This is a genomic window from Pseudomonas sp. RG1 (assembly GCF_025910115.1).
Lineage (GTDB): Bacteria > Pseudomonadota > Gammaproteobacteria > Pseudomonadales > Pseudomonadaceae > Aquipseudomonas > Aquipseudomonas atacamensis.
Window position 1 is genome coordinate 1 of record NZ_JAPCIK010000063.1, and the last position, 326, is coordinate 326.

The 326-nt window shown below is 57.7% G+C and carries 1 pseudogene; it reads right to left on the reverse strand.

The annotated features are described in order from the left end of the window. Positions 1–326, reverse strand: a pseudogene (locus tag OK411_RS27020) (RHS repeat domain-containing protein); the annotation flags it as partial.

Genomic DNA, 326 nt, shown 5'->3' on the forward strand with positions numbered 1-326 from the left:
GGTGCCCGGTTCGTAGATGTAACTGCGGTAACGGTTCTCGGCGCTTTCAGCGATGAGGCGTTCGCCTTGCCACAGAAACTCGGTGGTGTGACCGTCGACTGACTTTTCAATGCGGCGGCCAAAGGCGTCGTATTTGTAGGTTGCTGTGCTGCCGCCCGGCAGGCTGACGCCGATCAGACGGTGCTGGCAGTCGTAGCGGTATTCGGTGACAAGTTTTTGGCCTGTTCCTCGATTCTCGCGGACTAGGTTGCCATAGGCGTCGTAATCGTAGTGGCGGTCGCCTTGCATGAGCAGGCGATTGCCTTTGATGTTTGCGAGGTTCGCAA